The organism is Sandarakinorhabdus oryzae (genome assembly GCF_009733735.1).
Taxonomy (GTDB): domain Bacteria; phylum Pseudomonadota; class Alphaproteobacteria; order Sphingomonadales; family Sphingomonadaceae; genus Sandarakinorhabdus; species Sandarakinorhabdus oryzae.
Map to the genome: position 1 here is coordinate 1 of NZ_WNJP01000185.1, position 4,997 is coordinate 4,997.

The following is a 4,997-nucleotide window of genomic DNA, read 5'->3' on the forward strand; positions in this document are numbered from 1 at the left end:
GCCGCACGGTCAGCGCGGCGGGACGAGCCGCGCTGGTGCGCACGAAGGTCAGCGGCCGGCCGCTGAGCAGGCAGTGCCTCCCGCCCGCCGCCACTGGCAGCGTCCACAGACGCTCATCAGCCAGCGCATCGAAGGCCGGCACGGCCGCCGGCGCCGACAGGGTCATCTGCCGGGTCGCCGCGATCACGGCGCGAGTGCCATCCGGCTGGGCGATGTCGGAAAAATCAATGCGATCTTCCGCCGGCTTGCTGGCCGCCCTGGTGTCGAGCAGGCCGGGCCCGGCAAAGCGCCGCGTGCCCTTGGCGTCGAGCACCACCACCAGATCACCCTTTTTCAGCGGCACCGGGGCCTCCCCAAGCCGCATGCCCGGCTTGAACTGTGCTGCCGATGGCCCGGTGGCGCGGATGATCAGCGGGCCGGCGCTGGCGGCGCTGGCCAGCAGCAGACCGAGGACAATGCAGGCAGGATGCTGCCACGAGCGGGGAGTCGGCATGACCCGATGGATGCGGATTCGCGGCGTGCCAAGTCAATCAAAAAGCAACCAGAAGCCGGTGGCGCTTAATCCTGCAGCGTGTTGACCGCCAGGCGCTGGAACTGGCTCTGGCAGCCGGCTTCCACCAGCGTCGCGCCCAGCGCCTCGACATCGCCGGGGGCGGCAACCTGCTTGACGGTCAGCGTCACCGGCGACTTGCCGCCGCTGATCTTCAGCGCGCCCGGCTTGCCGGCAACCGCCGCCGGCAGTGGTGCCAGCGCCTGGCCGATGCCGAAATTCAGCGTCGCTGTCGCGCCATCGTCGCGGGTGATGGTCATGCTCTGCGCGGCGCTGGTGTCGGCCCGCCACAGCGCGATATTGGCCGGATCGAGCACGCACACCGTGTCGGACTGGCGGGTATCGAGCGCCCACACCCCCGGTGGCGACGGCGGGCCCTGGTCCTGCCCGGTGGCGCGCACCGCCCCGATGCGGGCGCGGCGCGCCGGCTTCTGCACCAGCAGGTCGGAAAAGGCGACCTGCTCGGCCTGGGCGCTGGCCGCGGTCAGGCTGAAGGTGCCGGGGCCGGAAAAGCTGCGCGTGCCCTTGGCATCGAGCACCACGATGGAATCGCCAGCCTTCAACGTCACCGGCGCATCGGGCAGGCGCTGCCCCGGCTTGAACTGCGCCGATGAGGGGCCAGCGGCCCGCACCACCAGCGGGCCGGCGAGTGCCGACGATGCGGCCAGCGCCGCGACCACCAAAGCAAGCGACCTAATCGAGATCATAGACACCTCCCGGTCCCACCTGTTCCATCCGTCTTACCAGATACGTGAGGGCCATGTCTTCCGGCGCAGCCGCGGCGCGCGCCTTGAGTTTTGGCAAGGCCGCCATATCGCCCTGATCAAAGGCCGCGCACAGGGCGGCCAGCTCGGGATCGGCCGCCGCAGCGCCGGCGCCGATGGGTTCGAACACCTCGATCGGCTTTTCCCGGCCGCGCACCCGCACCCGGCCCATCGGGCGGAAATTCTCCAGCCCCATCTGCTCGGCCGCCTCGCGACTGACCAGCGCGGCGGTCTTCAGCGTCTTGTTGGCGCCTTCCAGCCGCGCCGCGACGTTCATCGAATCGCCCAGCGCCGTGTACTGGATGCGCCCTTCCCCGCCGAAATTGCCAACGACGACATCGCCCCAGTGCAGGCCCACCCGTGTGCGGCCCATCGCCGGGCGGGTCGGCGTTGCGACGCGGAAGCGCTCGCCGGCCTGGGCCATTTCCACCGCGCAGGCCAGTGCCCGCGCCGCATCGTCGGGCCGGGCCAACGGTGCGCCCCAGAAGGCGACCAGCGCATCGGCAACGAACTTGTCGATGGTGCCGCCATGCTTCAGCACCACGTCGCTCATGGTATCGAGATACTCGTTCAGCGTCGAGGCCACCACTTCCGGCGGCTGGCTCTGGCACATCGAGGTGAAGCCCTCGATATCGGTGAACAGCGCGAAGATCGGCCGGCGCTCGCCTTTCAGCGCCAGTTGCTCGGGCTCGCGCAAGATCTGTTCGGCGACGTCGCGCGGCAGATATTTGCCCAGCGCGCCCTGGGCAAACTTGCGCTGATCGGCGCCGACCAGACGCGCCGTGGTGCCCGCCGCCATCAGTGCCAGCAGCCAGGCCACGCCCAACCCGGCGCATGGTTGCTCAAACGTGTCAAAGCCCTGCCCCTGCAGGCCATAGGGCAGCCAGCCGAGCAGCCCGACCTCGCCGACCACGAACGGCACCAGCAGCCGCGCGGCGAGGTCAAAGCCGCCCGTGAACGCCCCCAGCGCCACCGCCAGCAGCGCCAGCCCCCACAGCACGGCCGGCGGCAGCGGCTTCAGCTTCGTGCCATCCAGCGCCTGCGCGATCAGCACGGCGTGCAGTTCCACCCCTGGCGTGGTGGTGCCGGTTATGCGGGTGAAGGGGGTGATGAAGCGGTCCACTTCCGACAGATCGGCCCCCACCAGCACGATCTTGCCGGCAATCGCGTCCTTCAGCGCCGCCGCAGTTTCCGCATTGCCAAACAGGTCGATCGGCAGCGAGGCGAACACCGGCCGGTCTGCCAGCAGCGGTTTGCGGAAGATCGCCGAGCCCTGATAGCGGTCATAGCCGGCCACACCCGCAATTGCGTTGACCAGCAGGGGTGGCGGCCGCTGTGCCGGGTTGGGCCATTGCCGCCAGGCATTGTCGCTGTCCACGTCCAGCCGGATATTGGCCGTGCGCACCGGCGCGCTGGCCACTTCGGCGAAGAAGCGGCGCATATGGGCTTCCTGCCACGGCATCACGAATTCGCCATTCTCAGCGTTGGTGGAAAAGCCAAACCAGGTCGGCGTCTTCATCGCCAACAGCGCCTGCTTCAGCACCGGGTCTTCCGGCTGCGGCTGATCGATCAAGATGTCGACGCCGATGGCGCGCGGGCCGAGCGCATCAAGATTGGTCAGCGCCCGGGCCAGCATGGTGCGATCGAGCGGGGAGCGCTTGCCGGTGGCAGCCAGCGTTTCCTCGGTGAACACCACCAGCACGATACGATCATCCTGATCGACACGCGGCGCATTGAGATCGACGCGCACATCATACAGCCCGCGCTCCGCGGCCAGCAGGAAGGGCAGATTCCAGCTGTAGCGCGCGATCAGCAGCGCCAGCACCAGCACCAGACCGGTGACAAACAGGCGCAGCGGCCCGGCCAGTCCCACCGCCCGCTGCAGATTGGCCAGGCGACTGGCCATCAACGGCCGGGTCGGGCGATCGCCGGCGCGCCAACCAGCGGCTTGGCCGCATCGCCGATGATGGCAAAGCCCGACCAGTAATAAGGGTGCGAGGTTTCGGCCGTGTCCATCATCTTGACCTGGCTGCGGCGCAGCGCCTCGCCCACGCTGATCGAGCCGGCATCGGCAAACAGCCCGGTGATCAGCGTTTTCGTCGCGTCGAAACTGTCGGGCACCGGCCAGTGGCTGGCGATCACCGCGCGGGCGCCGGCGCCAACAAAGGCGCGGACCAGGCCATCGAGGGCGAAATTGCCGCCGGTGGTGATGCCGGCCTCGCGCGTGGCCGAGGCGGTGGCAGCGCCGGCCGTGTCGCAGGCCGACAGGATGATGGTGTCGGCATCGAGGCTGAGGTCGAAGATGTCCTTGAAGCTGAGCAGGCCGTCGCTGCCGGCACCGTCAAAGCTGGTCAGCAGCGCCGGACGGGCCGGGCATTCCGGGCGCGGCGCCGTCACCAGGCCGTGGGTGGCAAAGTGGATGACGCGATAATCCTTGAGGTCGCGCCGCGCCATCAGGCCGGTATCGGTAAAGGCCGCGCCGGTCTCGACGCTGGCGCCGCCACCCCCGAGCAACGCGGCGGCCAGCGTGAGCTCGCTGGCCGAGATCGGGTGGTTCCACTCCGCCAATGGCCAGTCACAATCGGCGCGCGGCGAGAGGGCATTGGCGGGGATGGGTGTGGCCGGCACCGCATTCTGGCCCAGGCCAAGATAGGCGTTGCTGGCCCGGCTGCCGGCCAGCCCGCGCACATCGATGAACGACCGCGCCGAGGTGGCGGTGGAGATGATGCGATCCCGCCCCAGCCAGGCCAGCCCGCGCGCATCGAACGGATCGGCATTGGGATCATCGATCCGCGCCTGATAGGCGGCGAGGCCGTCGTCGCTGGTGATCAACAGGTTGAACGGCAGTTGCAGCAGCGCGCCATCGGGCTCCACCACCAGGTGACGGCTGGCCAGCACAAGGCGCGCCGCCGAACCGTCGGCCGGGCCGGTGAGTGCGGTGAACAGCCGCCGCGCCGCTGTCGCATCAAAGGGATAGGTGGTGGGCCGGCCATTTTCCATCACCACAACCGTGTCGCGAATGGCCTTGACCAGCTGGCCGAGGTCCGCCGCGGTCGCCGCCACCTTCACCACCGCCGCGCCGTCACGCGCCACGGCAAGGCCATAGGCGGCCTCCCCGACCAGGATCAGCTTGTAATAGGTTTCGCTGCCCGCCAGCGCCTGCTGCAGGCTGGCCAGCGTCACCGTGCTGTTGCTGATGCTGCGATAGCGCGGATATTCGGCCAGCCGGGCCAGCACCGCGGTCTGGTCACGGCCCAGCTGCGCCAGCTTGGCGCGCAGGGCGGCGATCTGCTCCTGTTCCACCGGAGTCGGCGCGTCGATCTGGCCAAGGCGGGCGACATCGCCTTCGGTGCGCACGATGTCACGCGACAGGGTGATGGACTGGCGGAACAGCGCCGAGGCCTCGTCACTGCCGCCCGACAATTCGCGCGCCAGCACGGCCTGGGTCTGGGCGACGCCGGGGCGCACCAGGATCTGGGACGCGTCAAACAGGTCAGACGCGGCCGCTGCATCGCCGCTCGCCGCCAACTGCGCAAACCAGGGCCCCAACAAGGGCCGCAGCACCTGGCCGGCGCCCGGCGTTTCCGGCGCCGCCTTGACGATGGCACGGAACATGGTGGCCGCCGCCGCGCTGTCGCCCTGCCGCGCCAGCAGCGCCGCCAATTGGGCGCGGGCGGCGAGCA

General features: G+C 69.6%; 3 protein-coding genes and 1 pseudogene. All 4 read right to left on the bottom strand.

Features of this window, described 5'->3' with window-relative positions:
• Nucleotides 1–493 (bottom strand): annotated as a pseudogene (locus GJ693_RS13695) (hypothetical protein); the annotation flags it as partial.
• A gap of 65 nt (nucleotides 494–558) precedes the next feature.
• A complete protein-coding gene (locus tag GJ693_RS13700; RefSeq protein WP_156256839.1) occupies nucleotides 559–1,257 on the bottom strand; it encodes a hypothetical protein in 699 nt (232 codons plus the stop codon).
• Nucleotides 1,244–3,220: an adenylate/guanylate cyclase domain-containing protein gene (locus tag GJ693_RS13705; RefSeq protein WP_156256840.1), complete on the bottom strand. Its 1,977-nt coding sequence runs from the start codon at nucleotides 3,218–3,220 to the stop codon at nucleotides 1,244–1,246. The genes GJ693_RS13700 and GJ693_RS13705 overlap by 14 nt, the downstream gene beginning before the upstream one ends.
• Nucleotides 3,220–4,997, bottom strand: a 1,778-nt coding sequence (locus tag GJ693_RS13710) for a CHAT domain-containing protein (protein WP_156256841.1), incomplete at its 5' end; no start/stop codon positions are given. The genes GJ693_RS13705 and GJ693_RS13710, both read right to left, overlap by 1 nt.